Source organism: Collinsella sp. TM06-3, from assembly GCF_003436395.1.
Classification (GTDB): Bacteria; Actinomycetota; Coriobacteriia; order Coriobacteriales; family Coriobacteriaceae; genus Collinsella.
On record NZ_QSPG01000001.1, the window covers coordinates 196839 to 217851 of the forward strand.

A 21013-nucleotide genomic window follows, 5' to 3' on the forward strand; every position below is an offset into this window, starting at 1 on the left:
GATGGCCATGGAAGCCAACGGAATCGTACTGTCGCCCGACCCTCGTCTGCGCCAGGTGTGCGCCGTCATCGAGGAGATTACCCCGGCGATCGAGGCGCTTGCCGAGAAGATGAAGAAGATGATGTTCGAGAACGGCGGCTGCGGTCTGGCTGCCCCGCAGATCGGCGAACTCATTCAGCTCGTCACCATCGACTGCGACTACACCGACAAGAACGACTATGACCCGTACGTGCTCATCAACCCCGTGATCGTGGAGCAGAGCGACCATCTGGTGCCGTTTAGCGAGGGCTGCCTGTCCATCCCTGGCATTAGCTGCGAGATCGAGCGTCCCGACCATGTCGTCGTCGAGGCGTACGACTTGGACGCAAACCTGATTCGCTACGAGGCTACGGGCGACCTGTTCTGCGTGTGCCTGCAGCACGAGATTGATCACCTGCACGGCAACACCATGTTCGAGCGCCTTAAGCCGATGCAGAGGCTCAAGGCCGTCAAGGAGTACCAGGACGCCCTGGCCCGCGGCGCTCGACCGGGCGAGACGGAGTAAGTCGTCCGCCCCCTTCCGCCGCAGGGCTTAGGTTATTGCTCCATGCTCAAACAGTCCTGCTCGCACGAAGAGCACATTAAGTGCTCTTCGGCTCGTGCGGAACTGCGCGTGGAGCAATAACCTAAGCCCTGCGGCGGAAGGGGACTGCGTTTTCGTGCTCCTTTTCGCCCGGGTGCCGTTGGGCCAGGGAGGGGCGTCTTCGCTGATAATTGCTTTGTTGGAAGAGCTGCTTTTATTGCGGCTCTTTCTTTGGTTTTGGGTATATTTGTTCTTGTTGAATTGTTATTGCGGATGGGCTGGGTACTTGGCTTTCCGCTGTTGTTTGTAGCCGTCTCGGCTCGATTTGAGGGGAGACATAGTTTTATGCGTATTGTGTTTATGGGTACGCCCGATTTTGCGGTGCCTTCTTTGGTTTCGCTCGTCGAGGCTGGGAACGAGATTGCGCTCGTAATTACTCGTCCCGATGCTGTTCGTGGGCGTGGTAAGAAGCTTGAGCCGTCTCCTGTTAAGGCCAAGGCGCTTGAGCTTGGCCTGCCGGTTGTTGAGGCTAATCGTATGACGCCTGAGGTTGTTGAGGCGTTTCAAGCTGCGCAAGCCGATATTTTCTGCGTGGCTGCCTATGGCTGCATTTTGCCTGATGAGGTGCTGCATATGGCGCCGCTTGGTATTGTGAATGTTCATGCGTCCTTGCTGCCTCGCTGGCGTGGGGCTGCTCCTATTCAGCGTGCGATTCTCGCTGGTGATGAGGTTGCTGGCGTTTCTATTATGCGTATTGGACATGGCGTTGATACCGGCGCTTATTGTGCCCAGGCGTCTACGTCGGTTGCCGGTAAGCATGCCGAGGCTTTGACCATGGAGCTTGGTGAGCTTGGCGGCAAACTGCTTGCCGATACGCTTCCTTCTCTTGCCGATGGCACCGCCGTTTGGACTGAACAAGATGAGTCGCTTGTTACCCATGCTGCCAAGATTTCTAAGCAGGAGATGCGCCTGGATCCGCAAATGGAGGCGCTTGATTGCGTGCGTCATGTGCTGGCCTCGTCCGATACCGCGCCTGCTCGTTGCTTGATTGCCGGCAAGACCGTGCGTGTGCTCGATGCTGCGGCGGCTGATGTGTCGCTCGGCGAGGGTCAGGTTCTCGTTCAGGCTAAGCGTGTTTACCTTGGCCTTTCTGATGGCTCGGTTGAGCTGCTCGAGGTTAAGCCTGACGGCAAGCGTGCTATGTCTGCTTCTGCTTGGGCTGCTGGCCTGCAGGGTGCCGATCTTATCTGGGGTGTATTGTCATGAGCAAGCTGTCTCCCGCGCGCAAGCTTGCGCTCGATGTGCTGATGGAAGCCGATCGCCGCGGCATGTATGCGCGTGACGTGCTCTCTGCTCGCGCTACGGCCAAGGCCATCGACCAGCGCGATTCTGCATTTGCCGCCCGCTTGGCGCTGGGCGTTGCCGCCACACAGGGCATTTTGGATGAGCTGCTCGACCAGTTTCTCGATAAACCCAAAAAGGTTGCACCGCGTGTTCGAATGGCGCTTCGTATCTCGGCCTTCGAGATGCTCTATCTGCATACGCCTGGCCGCGTTGCCGTAAGTCAGGGTGTTGAGCTGGTTCGCAGCGGCGCTAAGTCGGCTGCCGGTCTGGCGAACGCCGTGTTGCATAAGGTTGCTGACAATGTTGAGGACTTTGCCACCGCAGCCGATGCCGATGAGTCCGAGCGCCGCTTGGTTCGCCTATCTCGCCTGATGGGCCTGCCGCGCTGGCTGTGCGCTCGCATTATGGCTTCGTTCGATACGCCCGAGGGCGCGCTCAACTTTGCGGGCAATCTGGCGCCCGCGCCGCTGGCCCTGCATGAGAACGCCTTTGCGACCAAGTCCGATCCGTATATCTCGCAGCTCGTCGCGCCTGTGTTCCCGGGCTGCCATGCCCCGGTCGATGCGCAGGTCACGGTTGCATCGGGCGTGTTTGAGCGCGCTGCGGCCGTGGCGTCTGATCTCAACGCGCAGCTTATCGCCACAGCTGCCACGCGTCCTGGAAGCTGCCTTGAGATTGGTGCCGGTCGTGGCACCAAGACCTATGTGATGATGTGCCAGGCCAAGCGTGCGGGATATGAGCGTCAGCATACGGCGCTTGATCTTCATGATCGCAAGTGCGATCTGAATCTCGCTCGCCTGCATAAGGCCGGTATTCAGGGCGTTCGTACGGTTTCGGGTGATGCGTGCGAGCTTGATGAGGTGCTCACATCGTTTGATGCCATGCTTGGCAAGCCGGTTACGTTCGACACGGTCTTTATCGATGCACCGTGCTCTGGCACCGGAACCATGCGTCGTCATCCTGAGATCCCGTGGCGCCTGACCGAAAAGGATGTGGCGGTTGAGCTGCCCAAACTGCAGCTGACGATGCTCAAGGAAGCCGCCGCGCGCGTGGCTGCCGGCGGTGAGCTTATCTATGCCACCTGCTCGGTCTTTGATGAGGAGAACACGCAGGTCGTGGATGCCTTCCTGGCCTCTCCCGAGGGCGCCGGCTTTACCGTGGCGCCGCTCTCCGAGGCGCAGATCCTGCAACTCCCCGAGTTCGATCAGGCTAAGAAGCTCATATCCGTACGCCAGAACGAACGAGGCCTCTTCCAAAGCGTGCCGGTAAACGCCGACTCCTGCGACGGCCACTTCTGCGCCCGCCTGGTCCGCAAGTAACGACTAAGTTGCGGTGAAATAGGGATTGAATAGCGGCTTTTACCTGCCAAACAGTCCTTATTTCACCGCAACTCATAAGGAAACCTGGGTAGCTAAAGAATCAGCCCCGCGATCGGTGTCGGTCGCGGGGCTGTTCGGTTTCTAGTGGCTGTGAGGGCAGTTGGCGCAGCAGCCGCTGGTGGCGCTGGTGCTGGCGCCGCCGCTTCGCTGGTCGGTGTTGTAGAAACCGCTGCCCTCAAATTTAATACCGCTGGCCGAGAACGTCTTGACCGCCGGGGCACCGCAGCTCGGGCATAGGACCTCGGGGGTCTCGGACATGGGATGCTCAATCTCAAACACGTTGCCGCAGCTCGAGCACTTATAATCGTAGCGCGCCATAATACTTCCTTTTCAGCACAAAGCGGGCAGATCGCTCTGCCCGCATAAATTCAAACAGCTGTAACTGTACCCTATATCGGGGGTTTTATCACGCTTCGCCCCAGAATCTATGGGTGTTGCGCAGGAGCTGTGCAGTTTTGCCCTCGGCGGCCGCAACGTCGGCCTCATCGGCCTGCCAGGTCCAGTTGCCCGTGGCGACACCCGGCACGTTCATGCGCGCGTCGTCGCTAAGCCCCAGAACATCCTGCAGCGGCATCATCACCAGGGGAGCGTCGCTTGCCAGCGCGTCGCTCATCAGCTTGGCCGCCACCTCAACACCGCTCGGCTCGTCGCCGCCCGCAAAGGAGCGTGTGCACCAACCGGTGAGCGTCGACGTGTCGTGCGTCGAGGTATACAGAATCTTGCCCGGCGTGGGATGCACACCGCAGCGGACGTCGTAATCGCTAAACTCCAGCACGTCCATGCCGGGGAAGCCGCAGGTCGAAGCCAAGGCGCGAACACCGGGCGTCAGGTAGCCTAGGTCCTCGGCGATAAAGTTGAGCGGCCCCAGCTCGTCATAGGCAGTCTGGAACAGATCCTTGCCCGGACCCGCCAGCCAGCGGCCGTCGGCGCAGGCCTTGCCTGCGGGAATGCTAAAGTAGCTGTGGAATCCCAGGAAGTGGTCCAGGCGCACACGGTCGTAGAGTGAGAACGCGCGACGCAGACGGTCCATCCACCAGCGGTAGCCGTTCTCCTTCATATGACCCCAGCGGAACGTCGGGTTGCCCCACACCTGGCCCTCGGGCGCAAAGTTGTCGGGCGGTGCACCGGAGATCTCGATTGCCTTACCGGTATCGGACAACCAGAAGTTCTCGGGTTCGCTCCACGCATCGGCCGAATCGTCCGAAACGTACATAGGAATGTCGCCGATAACCTCGATGCCCTTCTTGTGCGCATAGTTCATGAGCTCGCACCAGGCAAGGTCAAAGCGGTACTGCATGTACGCCTGCAGCTCTGCCTCGTCGTGGAAACGCTTGTCGTCAATCAGATGCTCGTTGTAGCGCGCGACATCGGCCGGCCAATCGTGACGCGATTCACCTTCAAAGTACTTCTTGACGGCCATGTAGACGCAGTACTTCTCGAGCCAATCGGCGTTGCGATGTTTAAACGCCGTGTAGAGCGGGTCTGCATCCTCGCCGCCACGGGCCTTCCAAGTCTCAAAGTCGGCCGCCAGTTCCACTTGGCTCTCGGGCAGCAGGTCAACATTGCCCGCAAAGGCCGAAGGCCCAGCGTAAGGGGAGCGGAAGAAGTCCGTCGGGTTGACAGGCAGGACCTGCCAGTAGCGCATGCCCATAGCGGACAGATGGTCGATAAAGCGACGCGTGGGTGCGCCGATCGTGCCGGGCTTGCCGTCATCGGTCGGCACCGAGGTGATGTGGCACACGACGCCCGCGTCGTGATCGAGCGGCTCCTGCAGGCGCTGCTCGGCATGGTGATAGATGATCGACGAGCCCAGCGGATACAGATCGAGCGTGACCGTACCGTTGTGGATCTCGCACTCGTGACCGCTGATGACGTCACTCGCGCATTCGCCGAGCGCCGGAATCGTCACGCGGTGCGAATTGCGCAGACTGCGGTTGATGATAACCGTCGCGGACTCGCCATCCTTGCCCGTGCGGTTGTAGGCCAGCACCTCATCGTTGAGCGCGAAGGCCTTAATCTCGCCGTCGATCATAAACGGCAGTGCGCGGCGTACGGCGGAGGCGTTCTTGACAATAGCCAGCGTGTCGAAGTCGTGCAGTTGGTCCTTGGTCGGCAGAGTGCGGCGGTTGCCCGGATCGGTAAGGCCCTCCAGGCCGTATTCGTCGCCGTAGTAGATCGAAGGCACGCCGGGGAAGGTCATCTGCATGAGCGTTGCAAGCCAAAAACGGCTCTTGGCCAGGCCCATCGAGCTCTCGTCCAGTCGCCACTTGCTGCGCTCGCGCTCGGGCAGCTGCGACTCGTCGGGGCCGCCGCCGAGCACCGAGATGATACGCGGGCGGTCGTGGCTCGAAAGCAGATTGAGCGCGCAGGACAATGCCTCGCTCGGGTAGTTCTCGCGCAGGGTTTCGATATCCTCGGCTGCTTGGTAGGCGTTCTTGTAGCCCATCAAAAAGCCGATGACCATGTCGCGGAAAGGGTAATCCATAGCAGAGTCCAGCTCGGAGCCCTGCAGGTAACGACGCAGATGGCCATAGCTAATCTTGTTGGAGGCGTCTTCCCAGACTTCGCCGAGCAACAACGCGTCAGGCTTTTCGGCAAGTACGGCCTTCTTAATCTCGGCCAGGAAGTCGTCGGAAAGCTCGTCAGCGACGTCCAGGCGCCAACCATGGGCACCGGCGCGCAGCCATTTGCGGATCACGCCGTCCTTGCCCAGGAGCCGCTCGCGTACCAGCTCGGAGCTCTCATTGATGGCGGGCATGTTGCCCACGCCCCACCAGCAGTCGTACGAGCCGTCCTCGTGGAAATAAAACGCATCGCGCCACGGCGAATCCTCGCTCTGCCACGCGCCCACGCCGGGGTAGTTGCCGTAGCGGTTGAAATAGATAGAGTCGTCGCCCGTGTGGTTGAAGACGCCGTCCAGAATAATGGAAATGCCGAGCTTCTCGGCTGCCTCGCACAGCTCCGTAAAGTCCTGCTCGGTGCCCAGGATCGGGTCGATCTTAGTGTAATCGGCCGTGTCGTAGCGGTGGTTGCTCGCGGCCTCAAAGATGGGGTTGAGGTAGATGGCTGTAAAGCCCAGCTCGGCAATGCGGGGCAGGTCATTTTGGATCCCCTTGAGCGAGCCGCCGTAAAAATCCCAGGTCCTGATGGAGCCGTCTTCGGCACGCTCGTACTCGGGCGGTTCATTCCAGTCCTCGACCATGCGGCGCTGGATTCCGTTGCGAGGCTTTTCGACTTCGGTCAGCGTGCGCTCGCGCCAGTTTTCGTCGCGTGCATAGCGGTCGGGGAAGATCTGGTAAACCATGCCACGCTCGTACCACTCGGGACGAATTTCGCGGTGCTTGTAGACGGTAATCTGGAAGGACGGGACCTCGGCGTAGTCGTAGGTTACGCCCTCGCCGCCGGTGCGGCCTTGCGGCGCGCCCAAGCGAACCTCGGGTTGGCCCTCGATATTGCAGATAAAGCTGTACCAGATAAGACAGGGCTCGGTGCACTCAAACTCTACGGTAAATATGCCGTCGCCCTCGTGCGTCATGGGATACCGAGACTCACCGATCTCATCGACCCAGGTGCGCAGCGTAAGCGTTGCCTGGTTGGGATCGGCATCCTCCAAAATCACCGAGAGTGCAACGGAAGTTCCAGTGGTCACAGCGCCAAACGGAGTGCGAAACTGCGGCAGGCGGCTGTTGTGAATCAATCTCATAGTACGGTCCAGTTCTATACAGTCATGGCCAACGGGCCATGGGCTTAACGCACGGTACTTAAGTATATCGTTGCACTTTAGTTGTATAAACTACAGCCGCTCATTATCGGCGAACGGTTGTCCTAGAAAATCGTTTTACCATCCAAATTATCGCGGCATTCGAAAACGCACATACCGATACTATTTGTAGCCAACCAAAAGTACCCCGGTTTACTACGATAAATTGAATGATCTCAACCACAGTCAATTTGGTGATATTAAAACCGCAGGTAAAAGCATTGGCAATTTCGTAGATTGCTCGTTGTGATCGGCCGGAGCCATTTTGTCGTAGTAAACCGGCCCTCTTTTTAATACGAAGTTCAACAAAGAAGAGGGCGCCTGGTTGGGGCGCCCTCTTTTGCGTCGAGGATTAAGTTTTAATCGTCCGGATTACCGGCGCTTGCGGGCGGCCGTTGCCTTGCGGACGGAGGTCTTCTTGGTAGGAGCCTTTTCCTCAGTGGGAGCGGCGGGGGAGACCGAGGCCTCCTTGGCGGGCTCAGTCTTTGCCGTAGCCTTCGGAGCGGTCTTGACCTCGGCGGCCTTCGGTTCCGGCTCGGCCTTTATTGCGGGCTTTTCCTCGACCTTAGCCTCTGCCTTGGGAGCAGCGGTCTTGGCCGTGGCCTTTTTGACCGTCGTCGTAGCTCGCTTGCGCGTGGTGGTCTTGGCGGCCGGCTTAGCCTCGACAGCTTCCTCAGCCTTAGGCGCAGCGGGCGTCTCCTCGACTTTGGCGGCCGGCTTAGCGGCTGCCTTGGTCGTGGCGGCCTTCTTGGTCGTCGACTTCGTAGCCGTGGTCTTCTTGGCGGTCGTCTTCTTGGCAGCGGCCTTGGCCGGAGCTTTTGCCGCGGGCTTAACCTCGGCTGCAGCGGTCTCGGCCTTTACCTCGGGAACGACCTCGGCCTCGGTGGCCTTCTTGACAGCTGCGGTGGTGCGCTTGCGCGTGGTCGTTGCCTTGGCTGTAGCCGTCTTTGCGGCGGTGGCCTTAGTGACAGTGGTCTTGGCTGCAGAGGTCTTGCTCGCAGTTGTAGACTTGCTCGCCGTGGTCTTCTTAGCCGTCGTCTTGCGGGCCGTCGTCTTCTTAGCGGCAGGCTTCGCAGCGGGCTTAACCTCGGCATCAGCAGCGGGCTTCGCCTCGGCCTTGGTCTCCTCAGCAGCGACAGGCTCCTCGACCTTAGGCTCCTCAACAGGTGCGGCAGCCTCAGCTACGACAGGCTCCTCGACAGGCGCGGGCTCCTCGTCAGCCACCGCCGCCTCAACCGGCGCCGCCGGCCTCTCAATCTCTGGGTGCATAAAGAAGTACAGGTCCAGATACTTGTCGGCCGAGCGCGTCCAGCTAAAGTCCTGGCTCATGGCCTGCGTGACCAGCTGGTTCCAGGCATCGCGGTTGTCCCAGAACAGGCGCGCCGCGCGGAACACGGCGTCGCCCATCTCGTCGCCGTTAAAGTTACTAAACGAGAAGCCCGTGCCCTCGCCGGTAAACTCGTTATACGGGATCACCGTGTCCTTCAGACCGCCGGTCTCGCGAACAATCGGCAGGGTGCCGTAGCGCATGGCGATGATCTGCGACAGGCCGCAGGGCTCAAACTTCGAAGGCATCAGGAACATATCGGCGGCGGCATACATGCGCTGCGACAGCGCCGGATCAAACTCGATGCGCGCGGCCATGGTGCCGGGGTACTTGTCCTGGAAGTAGCGCAGGCCGTCCTCGTAGTCGCGGTCGCCGGTGCCCAGCACGGCCACCTGAACGCCGCCGGCCAAAATTCGGTCGAGCGCGTACATAACCAGGTCCATGCCCTTCTGGCGCGTCAAGCGCGTGACCATCACCATGAACGGACGGTCGTCGCGAACCTCGAGCCCCAGCTCTTCCTGCAGCTTGGCCTTGCACACGGCCTTGCCGGAACGGTCCTCGACGGTGTAGTTGGCGGCAATGCGCTTGTCGGTCGCCGGGTCAAAGCCCGCCACGTCAATGCCGTTCAAAATGCCCTGCAGCGCATAGGAGCGCTCGCGCAGCACGCCGTCCAGGCCCTCGCCAAACTCGGGCGTCTGGATCTCGTTGGCATAGGTGGGGCTCACCGTGGTGATGGCATCGGCATAGCGCAGCGCGCCCAGCATGTAGTTGATGCTGCAGGCGTCGCAACGCAGCTGCGAGGCGGCCGCCGGAATATGCGCCACGCCCAGGATGTCTTCCATCACAGTGTCGCTAAACTGGCCCTGGAACGCCACGTTGTGGATCGAGAACACGGTCTTGACGCGGTCGTACAGCGGAAGGCCCTGGTAGAACTCGCGCAAGAACACGGGCGCTAGTGCCGTCTGCCAGTCATTGCAGTGCAGGATGTCACACTCAAAACCGGCCGGCAGGTGCTGTAGACTCTCGGTGATGGCCTTGGAGAAGAACGCAAAGCGCTCGCCGTCATCAAAGAAGCCGTACGGATAGTCGCGCGCAAAGTAGCGCTCGTTGTCGATGAACATATAGGTGACGCCGTCGTGCTCGAGCTTCTCGAGCCCGCAGTACTCGTTGCGCCAGCCCAGGCTCACGTAAAAGTCGGAGAAGTGCTCCATCTGCGCCTTGTACTCGTCCTTGATGGTTGCGTACTTGGGCACCATCACGATAACCTCGGCGCCGGCGCGCACAAGCGCCGCAGGCAGCGAGCCCGCCACGTCGCCCAGGCCACCGGTCTTAACAAACGGTGCGCACTCGGCCGAGGCAAACACGATCTGCATCTTTTTGCTGGAATCTGCCATATTGTCTCCCATGTTGCAATTCGAGAATAGCCGCCTGGCGCTAACCGGGCGGCTATTCTACATGTTACGAGCGATGTTGCGGTGCCAACGTTAACGTACGATGGTGGTGTCGGAAGTTAACGGAGCCTTGCCCAGCACCAGGATGTTCTCGGGCGTGCCGCGAAGCTCGGTGTTGGTGGGGACCACGTTGTTCTTGTCCAAAATGGCGTTCTCGACGCGGGCGCCGCTCTTGATGATGCAGCTCTGGTTGATGATCGAGTTGGTCACCGAAGCGCCTTCTTCGACCACGACGCCGCGCGACAGGATCGAGTTGCGCACGGTGCCCTTGATGATGCAGCCGGCCGAGATGATCGAGTTGCACGCGTGGCTGCCGGTCGCATAGCGCGAAGGCGGCACGTCGTGGGCCTTAGTCAGGATCGGGCGCTCGGGGTCAAAGAGATGGTCGGCCACGGTCTGGTCGAGCAGGTCCATGCTGCGGCGATACAGTGACTTCTCGCTAAACACGCCCACGACCTCGCCCTTGTACTCGTAGCTGCACACGTCGATGTTGCCAAAGTCGCCCTGGAGTGCCTCGAGCAGGTCCAGATAGTCGGCGGCCTGGTAGTGGTCGATGATCTCGAGCAGCGTCTCGCGGTTGACGATGCAGCAGTCCATGGAGGCGTTGTCGCCGTACGCGACGCCGGCGCTCACGCCCGTCAGGCGGCCGTTCTCGTTAATCTCGAGTTTGGTCTCGTCTTCGACATTGCGCGTGGCCTTGCAGTACACCACGGTCATCTGGGCACCGGAGTTCTCGTGCGCCTCGATGATGGTGTTGAGGTCCATGTTAAAGATGATGTTGGTGCCCATCATCACGACATAGGGATTCTCCGAGCGCTGGAACAGCGTCTTGTTGGAGATGATGTCGCGCAGCAGGAAGCGCATGCCGCCCTTGGTGGTGCCGTACGCGTTGCCGGGCACCATGAACAGGCCGCCCTTCTTGCGGTCCAGGCCCCAGTCCTTGCCCGAGCCCACGTGGTCGATCAGCGAGCGGTAGTTACCCGGCATGACGACACCGACGGTCTTGATGCCGGCATTCATCATGTTGGACAGCGGAAAGTCGATCAGGCGGTAGCGGCCCAAAAACGGAACGGACGCGATGGGGCGGTCCTTGAGTAGGACACTGCCGTAGGACGAAGAGTAGTTAGCGGTGATATAACCGATGGCCTTGCGATTGATCATCGGATCATTCCCCCTTCCCGATAACGACGTCATTTCCAACGACGGCCGTATCCTTGGTGGTATCGACAGAGCCGAGCTTCACGCCCTCTTCGACCGTGGAGTTCTCGCCCAAAATAGCGCGGCAGATGTGCGCGCCGCTCTTAACGTGCGCACCCGGCAGCAGCACGGAGTCCTCGACCACGGCGCGCTCCTCGATGATGACATCGGTCGAAAGGATCGAGTGGCGAGCGGTGCCGTAGATCTTGCAGCCATTGGAGACCAGGCAGTCGTCCAAGCGGCCGTCCGGGCCAATGTAGTGCGGCGGACGCGTGGTGATGTTGGACATGATGGGGAAGTTCTTGTCGAACAAATCGAACTCGGGGTTGTTGCCCAGCAGGTCCATCGAGGTCTCATGGAAGCTGGCGATGGTGCCGACGTCCTTCCAGAAGCCGTGGAACTCATAGCTGTACAGGCGCTTGTTCTCACCGAGCAGCTTGGGGATGATGTCCTTGCCAAAGTCGTGGCTCGAGCGCTGGTCCAGAGCGTCCTCCTCGAGCGCCTCGATCAGCACGTCGGCCGAGAAGATGTAGATGCCCATGGACGCGAGGTTCGAATCGGGCTTCTCGGGCTTCTCGGTGAACTTGGTGATGCGGCCGTCTTCGGGGTCGGTGGTCAGGATGCCAAAGCGGCTGGCCTCCTCCCACGGTACGGGCATAACGCTCACCGTGAGGTCGGCGTTGTTCTCAATGTGCGTCTTGAGCATCTTGCGGTAGTCCATGCGATACAGGTGATCGCCCGAAAGAATCAGGACGTACTTGGGGTCGTTGGCCTTGATGTAGTCGAGGTTCTGCGTAATGGCGTCGGCCGTGCCCGCATACCAGGCGCCGCCGGTCTGCGTCTCGTACGGCGGCAGGATCGACACGCCGCCGTCGCGGCTGTCCAGATCCCACGCCTCGCCGGAGCCCACGTAGGCATGCAGCAGGTAGGGACGGTACTGCGTCAGAACGCCCACCGTGTCGATGCCCGAGTTGGAGCAGTTGGACAGCGAAAAGTCGATAATGCGGAACTTGCCACCAAAGCTAACCGCCGGCTTGGCGATCTTTTGGGTGAGTGCCCCCAATCGGCTGCCCTGTCCTCCTGCGAGGAGCATCGCGATGCATTCTTTCTTACTCATCGATTTCTCCTTCTGTCATCGATGTTCCTAACCCATTAGCGACGGGCGCGGCGCACTGTCACGCCCGTCGAGTAATGCCGTGCGGCAAAGGGAGCTCGCGCGCTTTATGCGTGCCAGATCTCGTCGCGATACTCGCGAATGGTGCGGTCGGACGAGAACCAGCCACTCGAGGCGGTGTTGAGCAGGGCCTTGCGGTTCCAGTTCTCCTGGTCGCCGTAGCTGCCCGTGAGGTTCTCCCATGCATCCACGTAGCTACGGAAGTCAGCCATGACTAGGTCGGGGTCGTTGTTGTTCATGAGCTCGTTGTAGATGCTCTCGAAGTTGCCCGAAAGACCCGCAAACGTGTTGTCCTTGAGCTCGTCCATCACGCGGCCCAGACGCTCGCGGTCGCCGTTGAGGGTATCCCACGCAAAGTAGCTGTTGGATGCCCAGAGCTTCTCGACCTCGGGGGCGGTCAGGCCAAAGATGGCCTCGTTTTCGCGGCCGGCCAGGTCGGCGATCTCGATGTTGGCGCCGTCGAGGGTACCCAGCGTAATGGCGCCGTTCATCATGAGCTTCATGTTGGACGTGCCCGAGGCCTCTTTGCCGGCCGTGGAGATCTGCTCCGAGATCTCGGCAGCGGGGTAGATGAGCTGGGCGTTGCTCACACGGAAGTTGGGGATAAAGCAGACCTTCATGACCTCGTTGACGCGCGGGTCGTTGTTGATGACGTCGGCCACGGAGTTAATGAGGCGGATAGTCTCCTTGGCAAAGGTGTAGCTCGAGGCAGCCTTGCCGCTAAATATGAAGGTCGTCGGCGTCACGTGGAAGTTGGGATCGGCGATGCGACGGTTGTAGATGTCCATCACCTTCATGATGTTCATGAGCTGGCGCTTGTAGGCGTGGAAGCGCTTAACCTGAACATCGAAGACGGTGTTGGGGTCAATGACCAGACCGGTCTCGGCCTTAACGTAGGCGGCCAGGCGCTCCTTGTTGGCGCGCTTGGAGGCACCCACGGCCTTCAGGAACTCGGTGTCGTCCTTAAACTCCTTGAGCTTCTCTAACTCAAAGGCGTCCTTGAGCCAGCCGTCGCCAATGGCCTCGGTTACGAGCTTGGCGTAGGTGGGGTTGGCCTCGGCAAAGAAACGACGGTGCGAGATGCCGTTGGTCTTGTTGTTGAACTTCTCGGGCGTCAAGGCATAGAAGTCCTTGAGCACGATGTTCTTGATGATGTCGGAGTGGATCTTGGCCACGCCGTTGACGCTATGGCTGCAGATCACGGACAGGTTGGCCATGCGGATTTCGCCGTCCCACAGAATGGCGGTCTGGCGCAGACGCTCCTGCCAGCCCTCCTGCGTGGTGTCGAACGACTCGTGCCAACGACGGCTGATCTCGTCGATGATCTGGTACACGCGGGGCAGGAGCTTGGAGAACGTGCCGATGGGCCACTTCTCCAGAGCCTCGGGCAGGATGGTGTGGTTGGTATAGCTCACGACCTGCGTCACGATGTTCCAGGCGTCATCCCACTCGAGCTTCTTCTCGTCGATGAGGATACGCATGAGCTCGGGGCCGCACATGGCGGGGTGCGTGTCGTTGGTGTGGATGGCCACAAACTGCGGCAGCAGCTCCCAGTTCTCGCCGTGCTCCTTCTCAAAGGTGTCGAGCAGGCTGTAGATACCGGCCGAGACAAACAGGTATTCCTGCTTCAGGCGCAGCAGACGGCCGTGCTCGCCGGCATCGTTGGGGTAGAGGATGGCGCTGATGGCCTCGGCCTCGGCGCGCTCGGCATCGGCCAAGGCGTAGTCGCCGCGGTTGAAGGCCTCCAGATCGAAGTGCTCCTCGACCGGCTCGGCGGCCCAGACGCGCAGCTTGTTGACGGTCTCGCCGGCATAGCCCACAACGGGGATGTCATAAGGAACGGCCAGGATGTCCTGCGTGTCCACCGTGCGGTAGAACGTGCGGCCGTTCTCCTCAAAGCCCTCAACGTGGCCGCCAAACTTAATGGTCACGGCCTTGTCCTGACGACGGACCTCCCAGGGATAGCCGTGGGTGAGCCACTCGTCGGTGGCCTCAACCTGGCTGCCGTTGACGATCTCCTGCTTAAACAGGCCGTAACGGTAGCGCATGCCGTTGCCGTAGCCGGCAATGCCCTCGGCTGCCATGGAATCCAGGAAGCACGCGGCCAGACGGCCCAGGCCACCGTTGCCCAGAGCCGGATCGGGCTCCTGGTTCTCGATGACGGACAGGTCGAAGCCCATGTCTTCGAGCGCCTCGGCGACCATGTCGCGCACGCCAAAGTTGAGCAGGTAGTTGTCGAGCAGGCGGCCGATCAAAAACTCGATCGAGAAGTAGTACACGCGCTTCTTGCCCTCGGCGGCGACGCGGGCGTCGCTCTTGGTGGCAACGGTGCGCGCCTTCTCGGCCACGAGCTTGGCCAGGGCGTTAAAGCGGTCGAGGTCACTGGCGGCCTCGACGCTCTTGCCGCTGATGCTCATAACGGCATCGCGATAGAGCTCGGTAAACTCCTGCTTGTTGTCGAAGATCTTATTCATACGTTCCTTTCCCCCGGGGATGTTTCTCCCGGAACGGTTATGACTTACATCCTACGCCCCCGCGGGGCGGGTAATTACAGCTGTAACGGTTTTGTTACGCATCCTTGGCAGACGGCTTAACAGAAGCAGACTTGGCCTTGGTAGCGGCCTTTTTGGCAGCCGGTTTCTTGGCTGCGGCCTTAGCAGCGGGCTTTGCGGCAGCCTTGGCCTTGGCCTTGGTCGTCGTAGCCTTGGCCTTAGCCGGAGCCTTCTTAGCAGCCGCAGGCTTGGGCTTCACCGAAGACATACGCTTTTTGGGCGCAGCCTTGGGCTCCTCGACCACGGGCGGCTTATAGCTGCTGGGACCGCGGCGCTTAAGCACCACGCCTGCCAGACCGGGCACCTTAATCTCAATGGAGTCCATTTGCCCGTTCCAGGGATAGGGCTCGCTCGAGCAGGTGTAGGGCTCCTCGCCGGCATAGCCGCTGCCGCCAAACTCGGGACGGTCGGAATCAAAGATGACCTCCCAGTCGCCCTCGCGCGGCACGCCCACGCGGAAACTCTCGTAGCTCGCCGGGTCAAAGTTGATCAGGATCACCAGATCGTCGTCGACGTCCTCGCCCTGACGCACAAAGCTCACGATGGACTGCTTGGAGTTGTCCGCATCGATCCAGGTAAAGCCGTCGTCGGTGTAGCCGCGCTCGTACAGGGCGGGCTCGGCGGTGTACAGGTGGTTGAGTGCCTTGATAAACGCCTGATGATGACGGTGGGTCTCGTACTCCTCGGTTAGGAACCACTGGATGGACTCGTAGTAGCGCCACTCAATAAACTGGCCGATCTCGTTGCCCATAAAGTTGAGCTTGGCGCCGGGGTGCGTCATCTGGTAGAAAGCCAGCGTGCGCAGGCCGGCAAACTGGCGCCACCAGTCGCCCGGCATGCGGCCGATGAGCGAGCACTTGCCGTGGACGACTTCGTCGTGGCTCAGCGGGCAAATAAAGTTCTCGGTAAAGGCGTACATGATGGAGAACGTGAGCAGCCCGTGGTTGCCGGGGCGCCACGGAAAATCGGTCTGCATGTAGTGCAGGGTGTCGTTCATCCAGCCCATGTCCCACTTGTAGTGGAAGCCCAGGCCGCCGTCCTGCGGCGGGTAGGTCACGAGCGGCCACGCGGTGGACTCCTCGGCAATCATCATCACGTCAGGGAAGTGGGCCTCCACGGCGCAGTTGACCTGGCGGATAAACGCGCTGGCATCCAGGTCCTCCTCGGTTCCGTACTTGTTGAACTTCTTTTGGCCCGGATCGTCGATGCCAAAGTTGAGGTACAGCATGCTGGACACGCCATCCATGCGAATGCCGTCAACATGGAAGTTCTCGAGCCAGTACAGCACGTTGGAGACCAGGAAGGAGCGGACCTCGCCACGGGCGAAGTCGAACTTGTGCGTTCCCCAGTTGGGGTGAATCTCGTGCTCAAACAGCATGTGGCCGTTAAAGGTGGCAAGGCCGTGGGAGTCGGCGCAAAAACCGCCGGGCACCCAGTCCATGATTACGCCAATGCCCGCCTCGTGACACGCATCGATAAAGTGCATGAGCTGCTGCGGGTCGCCATAGCGCGACGTGGCGGCATAGTAGCCGGTCGTCTGGTAGCCCCAGGAGCCATCGAAGGGATGCTCCATAAGCGGCATGACCTCGATATGCGTGTAGCCCATGTCGTGCACGTAGTCCACGAGCTCTACCGACAGATCGTCGTAGGTGTAGAACTCGCCGCGCTGCGCGGGGAAGGGGTCCATGGGACCGGGGTAGTTGCCGTACTCGTCCGGCTCGCCCTGTGGCGCGTCGCCGTGGCGCTTCCACGAGCCAATATGCACCTCGTAGATGTTAAGGGGCTGCGACATGTGGTTATGACTGGCGCGGCGCTTGAGCCATGCGGCGTCGTTCCACTTGTAGCCATCGAGGGTCCACAGCACGCTTGCCGTTCCCGGAGGGCACTCAGCCTTGAAGGCGTACGGATCGGCCTTGTAGAGCTTCTCGCCCTCGTTGGTCTCAATGAGATACTTATAGAGCTGACCTTGTTCTGCGCCAGGAATAAAGCCTTCCCAAATAGCGCTCGTATGCACGGGCACCAGAGGGTTGGCTTCCTCATCCCAGTCGTTAAATTCGCCAATGACATGCACACTCTTTACGTCGGGCGCCCAAACGCAAAAACGCCAGCCGCGCGTACGGTTCTGCGTGTCGGGATGCGCGCCCATCTTTTCCCAGCTGCGCTCCCACGTGCCGATGCCAAACAGGTAGACATCGTCCTTGGAGAGTTCCGGTGCGTGCGGGGCGGCTTTACGGGTAGCGGGCTTTTTAGTTGCTGGCTTTAGCTTTGTATCGCTCACGTTTGATCCCATCATGACGCGGCAGCGTGTTGCCTTGGTGACTAGATGCGAAAGGTCCAAGGCTGCACGAATCGAAGGGACGGCGATAGTTCTATGATTCGTTCCACCTCGCGTGCTCGGTGGAACTTTCGGCAGAAACTACGATAACACCTGTACGTTACTTTTATGAAGGAAAGTGGTTTTTGGGCGGCGTTTAATCGGTAAGCGCCATGTTTAGACCACTGGCAGAATTGCCGTGGTAAAACTCTTGACAGTTTTACCAATAAGGGTTTTTTGATTGTTGGTTTGACGTTTGGTAAAACGTTTTTAGCAGGATGTTTACCATTTGACATTGAAAGGTTCGTTTATGTCCCAGACCGCCGCTCCCAATGTCGCTTTTATTTTCGATTGCGACGGTACACTGGTTAATAGCACCCCCGTTTGGGCCTATGCCCAGCCCGAGTTATTGCACCGCCATGGAGTTGACGTAACAGTCGACGATTTTGCCCAGTTTGAGCATCTTTCGCTCGAGGATGAGTGTCAGGCATACCACGACACGTGGGGCATTGGCACGAATGGCGAGGAGCTCTACCGCGAGTTGAGCGACATCTTGATCGATGGGTACTCCAAGGTGCCGCCGCGCGAGGGGCTCCTGTCATTTTTGGAGCAGGCAAAGGCGGCCGGCATTGCCATGTGCGTCGCCACGTCCACGCCGGCCGAGCTGGTGCAGTCCGCGCTCGCCGGCGCCGGGCTCGACGCTTACATTGAGTTTGTTACAACGACGGGCGAGGCGGGGCGTTCCAAGCAGTTCCCCGATGTGTACGAGTTGGCGCTGCGCTGTCTGGAGGAGCGTCATGGGCACAGGTTTGAGCGCGCCTGGGTGTTTGAGGACGCCGTTTTTGGCCTAAAGAGCTCTGGCACCGCAGGCTTTAACCGCGTGGGCATCTATGATCCGCACGGCCGCATGAAGCGCGACGATGTGCGCGACAACTGCGATATCTTTATCGACAGCTATGAGGAGCTGGATTTGGACCGCGTGCTTTCGTTTGAGGGATAGGCGAGGGTTGTGGCTTGTAAGGTATTAGTGGTCTGCGGCTCGCCCGTGGTGGCGAGCGCGGATCTGTTGCGTAGGCTAGCAGGGGAGTGCGACCACGTCATCGCTGTGGACCGCGGCCTGGATGCTCTGCTGGGTGCCGGTTTGAGCTGCGACGTATATGTGGGGGATGCCGACACGGTGAGCGACGCGGGTCGTGCGTTGGTCGATGCCGCCGAAGCCTTTGAGGTAGAGCGCCACGACCCGTACAAGGACTATACCGACCTGGCTCTGGCGCTCGATTCCGTCCGCCGTCGCTGGTCGGGTGCCGAAGTGGTTGCGACCTGCGCTACGGGCGGCCGCCCGGATATGGCCCTAAGCGTCCTAGGCTTACTAGCCAACTACAAAGACGCCCCCGTCTGGATTGCCGAGGACGCGACCACAGCTCGCATTCTGCACGAAGGCGAATCCTGGACCATTGAGGGCGCCGAGGGCAAGACGTTCTCTATCATTGCTATAGCCCCTGGGACGGTGGTAAGCGAACACGGCCTAGAGTGGGAGCTAGACCACAGCCCCCTGGACCTGTTGGCGGACACAGGCATCAGCAACGTCGTCAGGTCAACAGCCACGATCCAAGTCCATACCGGCACCGCCATCGCTTACCTATATCAATAGGCACTTAAAGCCTGACCCAAAAAGTCCTTGCACGTCGCGCCAACTTCCCCTATAGTATCTCCTCGTCACGGGGGCGTAGCTCAGCTGGGAGAGCGCTTGACTGGCAGTCAAGAGGTCAGGGGTTCGATCCCCCTCGTCTCCACCATCGTGAATCCAAAGGCCTTCGGTATTCCGAAGGCCTTTTTTCATGCCAAAACACCTCATGCCGCAAACCCACACCAACACCAACAAAAAGTTGCACAATTTATATCCCATGTCTGTACATAGTTTGTTATCCAAACGCGATTATCAGTGTAGATCGCTGTTTCATTTGGGCTTCAGGAACGCTCCTTATTACCGTTGGCATCCCAATAACCTGCATCAACGTGAACAACATCCCAAAACAACCCTCTTAAGCACGCTTAATGAACGATATGTTGTCTCCCACAAGCCAAATCAGTTTCGCTAACAGCTTGTGCTAGGATACCTAACGTTACATGAGTTCAACTGTGCTCGCGGCTCCAGCAAGTCGCAAAGCGCAGGGTCGATCAGCATCCGGCCGTAACGGCGGTGCCAGAAACACCACGAGCTCCAATAATGATGTCATGCGACGTTGTTACTTGCATGCAGTTAGTTCTGAGATGCAAGTAATTTGTATTTAGCATGCCGAAGCGTAGCAGTATTTCAGCTGTTTGCGTGCGGTGCAGTTTTGAAATCACTTGACTGGATCGCACGCAGCCAGCTGAGGTTGTTGGTGTATTTGCGATACGCACCAACAACCTCAGCGCTGCTTCTGTACATACCGTTCACGGTGGGGCAGAGCCACGTGCTTGTCTAACTGGGCTCAGGGTTTGAATATGGAGCGCCTTCGCGCACAAGCGCCCTGGCGAAGCCATACCTAAACCCCGTGAGCCACACGTAAGACAGCAAGGGGGTGGTGCTCGTGTGGTATGTGATCCAGGTCAATAACGGTCGCGAAGACGTAATGCGCGAGCGCATCGAGCGCATGGTGCCTGCGAGCGCCATGCAGGAGCTCTTTTATCCCCAATATCAAACCGAGATTAAGATACACGGCGAATGGGTCAAGACGATCAAGCCACTCTTTCCCGGTTATCTTGTCTGCGATACGGCAGATCCCCGAACCGTGCAACAGTATCTGCTGCGCATGGACGACTTTGCCCGGGTGCTTTCCCAGGACGGTCAGTTTGTGCCGCTGGCAAAAGAAGAGGTCCAGCTTATTGGCGGCTTTACGTATAGGGGAGACCGCGTAGTACCCATGAGCGAGGCCTTAAAAGACGGCGACCAGGTCGTAGTGACGGCTGGTCCGCTGCTGGGCCACGAGGGCCTCATCAAAACCATTAATAGACGTAAATGCACTGCTTATCTGGAGCTCAACCTGTGCGGCCGACGCGTAACCACCCGCGTTGGCCTTGCCGTGCTTTCAAACGAGCAGCGCGTCATGCGACACCTTAAAAAGGCGATCGCCTAGCTGCAGACGGTCGCTACTCAGAACAGGGAGGATCCCCGACCCGGGGACGAAGTGTTGGAAGAGAACGTGTCGGATAAAACTCAATATACAACGGATGCGCCCGCGGGGGCGGCACTGATTGCTCAGGCCATGGACCGGCGTGAGGACGCCGGCCGCTACAGGGCCATGCAATCCATTATGGACTGGGATCGCTCGCGCCTTGCCTACCGCACCGTCAAGCGCGCGTTCGACATCGTGTTCAGCGGCTGCGTGCTGGCTGTCATCGCCGTACCCAGCCTTGTGCTCGCCGCGGCCATCCGCCTTGAGAGCGAGGGCAACCCGTTCTACAGCCAGATCCGCGTGGGCCAGACCCACCGTGACGGCAGCCTGTCAACCTTCCGCATGTGGAAGTTCCGATCCATGTACAAGGACGCCGACGAGCGCCTCGCCGAGCTCAGGGAGCAGAACGAGATCGCCGGCGCCATGTTCAAGATGAGGGAAGACCCCCGCGTCACCAAGATCGGCAGGTTCATCCGCAAGCACTCAATCGACGAGTTCCCGCAGTTCCTGAACGTGTTCCTGGGCCAGATGTCCGTGGTTGGCCCCAGGCCGCCGCTGCCCAATGAGGTGGCGGAGTACACGGAGAATGACTTGCAGCGCCTAGTAGTAAAGCCCGGAATTACAGGTTGGTGGCAGGTGACTGATCGAAGCGATACGGATTTCGATGGCATGTTGCGGAGAGATTTGGAATATATCTCCACTCGAAGCGTTGGCACTGATTTGAAAATTATCGCTCTAACAGTAATTGAAGTCATTAGTGGTAATGGCGCCTGTTGATCGTGAACGCACGTAACA

General features: G+C 59.6%; 14 protein-coding genes and 1 tRNA gene. 8 read left to right on the plus strand and 7 right to left on the minus strand.

Features of this window, described 5'->3' with window-relative positions; genetic code table 11:
- Nucleotides 1-7: 7 nt before the first annotated feature.
- The 3 genes from def (at nt 8) to DXD56_RS00890 (ending at nt 3225) form a co-directional block, all read left to right on the plus strand.
- On the plus strand, nt 8-544 hold the full coding sequence (gene def, locus DXD56_RS00880; protein WP_117639431.1) for a peptide deformylase: 537 nt from the start codon (nt 8-10) through the stop codon (nt 542-544).
- 363 nt (nt 545-907) lie between these two features.
- On the plus strand, nt 908-1828 hold the full coding sequence (gene fmt / locus DXD56_RS00885) for a methionyl-tRNA formyltransferase (protein ID WP_117639433.1): 921 nt from the start codon (nt 908-910) through the stop codon (nt 1826-1828).
- A complete protein-coding gene (locus DXD56_RS00890) occupies nt 1825-3225 on the plus strand; it encodes an RsmB/NOP family class I SAM-dependent RNA methyltransferase (RefSeq protein WP_117639435.1) in 1401 nt (466 codons plus the stop codon). The genes fmt and DXD56_RS00890 overlap by 4 nt, the downstream gene beginning before the upstream one ends.
- Before the next feature lie 141 nt (nt 3226-3366).
- Here DXD56_RS00890 and DXD56_RS00895 read toward each other — a convergent pair whose 3' ends face one another.
- From DXD56_RS00895 to glgB, 7 genes are all read right to left on the minus strand, one after another.
- Nucleotides 3367-3603: an FmdB family zinc ribbon protein gene (locus DXD56_RS00895; RefSeq protein WP_117639437.1), complete on the minus strand. Its 237-nt coding sequence runs from the start codon at nt 3601-3603 to the stop codon at nt 3367-3369.
- A gap of 88 nt (nt 3604-3691) precedes the next feature.
- Nucleotides 3692-6988: a 4-alpha-glucanotransferase gene (locus DXD56_RS00900; RefSeq protein WP_117639439.1), complete on the minus strand. Its 3297-nt coding sequence runs from the start codon at nt 6986-6988 to the stop codon at nt 3692-3694.
- Between the two features lie 429 nt (nt 6989-7417).
- A complete protein-coding gene (gene glgA, locus DXD56_RS00905) occupies nt 7418-9766 on the minus strand; it encodes a glycogen synthase GlgA (protein WP_199411517.1) in 2349 nt (782 codons plus the stop codon).
- 90 nt (nt 9767-9856) lie between these two features.
- Nucleotides 9857-10984, minus strand: a complete 1128-nt coding sequence (gene glgD / locus DXD56_RS00910) for a glucose-1-phosphate adenylyltransferase subunit GlgD (protein WP_117639441.1) — start codon at nt 10982-10984, stop codon at nt 9857-9859.
- A gap of 4 nt (nt 10985-10988) precedes the next feature.
- A complete protein-coding gene (locus tag DXD56_RS00915) occupies nt 10989-12137 on the minus strand; it encodes a glucose-1-phosphate adenylyltransferase (RefSeq protein ID WP_035138263.1) in 1149 nt (382 codons plus the stop codon).
- Between the two features lie 104 nt (nt 12138-12241).
- Nucleotides 12242-14668 (minus strand): glycogen/starch/alpha-glucan phosphorylase, encoded by a 2427-nt coding sequence (locus DXD56_RS00920; protein WP_117639443.1) that lies wholly within the window; start codon nt 14666-14668, stop codon nt 12242-12244.
- A 94-nt stretch (nt 14669-14762) separates the two neighbouring features.
- Complete coding sequence (glgB, locus tag DXD56_RS00925; protein ID WP_117639445.1) at nt 14763-17039, minus strand: 1,4-alpha-glucan branching protein GlgB; 2277 nt, start codon at nt 17037-17039, stop codon at nt 14763-14765.
- 331 nt (nt 17040-17370) lie between these two features.
- On the opposite strand from glgB, the gene DXD56_RS00930 reads away from it, so the two are divergent.
- The 5 genes from DXD56_RS00930 (at nt 17371) to DXD56_RS00950 (ending at nt 20995) form a co-directional block, all read left to right on the plus strand.
- Nucleotides 17371-18060 (plus strand): HAD family phosphatase, encoded by a 690-nt coding sequence (locus tag DXD56_RS00930; RefSeq protein WP_117639447.1) that lies wholly within the window; start codon nt 17371-17373, stop codon nt 18058-18060.
- A gap of 9 nt (nt 18061-18069) precedes the next feature.
- Nucleotides 18070-18711 carry a thiamine diphosphokinase gene (locus DXD56_RS00935; protein WP_117639449.1) on the plus strand — a complete coding sequence of 214 codons (642 nt, stop codon included), beginning with the start codon at nt 18070-18072 and terminating at the stop codon, nt 18709-18711.
- Between the two features lie 69 nt (nt 18712-18780).
- Nucleotides 18781-18856, plus strand: a tRNA-Ala gene (locus DXD56_RS00940).
- 777 nt (nt 18857-19633) lie between these two features.
- Entirely contained in the window at nt 19634-20179 is a 546-nt protein-coding gene (gene loaP / locus DXD56_RS00945; RefSeq protein WP_233524897.1) for an antiterminator LoaP, read from the plus strand.
- Nucleotides 20180-20245: 66 nt separating this feature from the next.
- Entirely contained in the window at nt 20246-20995 is a 750-nt protein-coding gene (locus DXD56_RS00950; protein WP_233524898.1) for a sugar transferase, read from the plus strand.
- Nucleotides 20996-21013 lie beyond the last annotated feature (18 nt).

What these genes read in the sequence shown, in the direction of transcription:
- def (WP_117639431.1), top strand. Translation starts at nt 8, where the DNA reads ATGGAAGCCAACGGAATCGTACTGTCGCCCGACCCTCGTCTGCGCCAG.
- fmt (WP_117639433.1), top strand. Translation starts at nt 908, where the DNA reads ATGCGTATTGTGTTTATGGGTACGCCCGATTTTGCGGTGCCTTCTTTG.
- DXD56_RS00890 (WP_117639435.1), top strand. Translation starts at nt 1,825, where the DNA reads ATGAGCAAGCTGTCTCCCGCGCGCAAGCTTGCGCTCGATGTGCTGATG.
- DXD56_RS00895 (WP_117639437.1), bottom strand. Translation starts at nt 3,603, where the DNA reads ATGGCGCGCTACGATTATAAGTGCTCGAGCTGCGGCAACGTGTTTGAG.
- DXD56_RS00900 (WP_117639439.1), bottom strand. Translation starts at nt 6,988, where the DNA reads ATGAGATTGATTCACAACAGCCGCCTGCCGCAGTTTCGCACTCCGTTT.
- glgA (WP_199411517.1), bottom strand. Translation starts at nt 9,766, where the DNA reads ATGGCAGATTCCAGCAAAAAGATGCAGATCGTGTTTGCCTCGGCCGAG.
- glgD (WP_117639441.1), bottom strand. Translation starts at nt 10,984, where the DNA reads ATGATCAATCGCAAGGCCATCGGTTATATCACCGCTAACTACTCTTCG.
- DXD56_RS00915 (WP_035138263.1), bottom strand. Translation starts at nt 12,137, where the DNA reads ATGAGTAAGAAAGAATGCATCGCGATGCTCCTCGCAGGAGGACAGGGC.
- DXD56_RS00920 (WP_117639443.1), bottom strand. Translation starts at nt 14,668, where the DNA reads ATGAATAAGATCTTCGACAACAAGCAGGAGTTTACCGAGCTCTATCGC.
- glgB (WP_117639445.1), bottom strand. Translation starts at nt 17,039, where the DNA reads ATGATGGGATCAAACGTGAGCGATACAAAGCTAAAGCCAGCAACTAAA.
- DXD56_RS00930 (WP_117639447.1), top strand. Translation starts at nt 17,371, where the DNA reads ATGTCCCAGACCGCCGCTCCCAATGTCGCTTTTATTTTCGATTGCGAC.